The sequence below is a fragment of the Neisseria sp. P0001.S005 genome (assembly GCF_051963715.1).
This window is the reverse complement of the sequence record NZ_JBQCTZ010000592.1, coordinates 1-464: the sequence shown is the minus strand read 5'-3', so window position 1 is coordinate 464 and position 464 is coordinate 1. Positions and strand designations below refer to the sequence as shown.

General features: G+C 51.7%; 1 protein-coding gene. It reads left to right on the top strand.

From position 1 onward, the window contains the following. On the top strand, nt 1–464 hold a 464-nt coding region (locus ACTHSP_RS21860; protein WP_440346991.1), incomplete at both ends, for an exodeoxyribonuclease III.

The window sequence follows — 464 nt, the reverse complement described above, 5'->3', positions numbered from 1 at the left end:
GAATTTGACAGGGAAGGCCGTTTTGTCCGTTGCGATTTCGGCAAGTTGTCGGTAATTTCGCTGTATCTGCCCAGCGGCAGCAGTGCGGAAGAGCGCCAACAAGTGAAATACCGCTTTTTGGACGCGTTCTATCCCATGCTCGAAGCCATGAAAAACGAAGGACGCGACATCGTCGTCTGCGGCGACTGGAATATTGCCCACCAAAACATCGACTTGAAAAACTGGAAGGGTAATCAGAAAAATTCGGGCTTCTTGCCTGAAGAGCGCGAATGGATAGGCAAAGTCATCCATAAGCTCGGTTGGACGGATATGTGGCGCACACTTTATCCCGATGTGCCGGGCTATACCTGGTGGAGCAACCGCGGACAAGCGTATGCGAAAGATGTCGGGTGGCGTATCGATTATCAGATGGTTACGCCGGAGTTGGCCGCCAAAGCCGTTTCCGCACATGTTTATAAAGACGA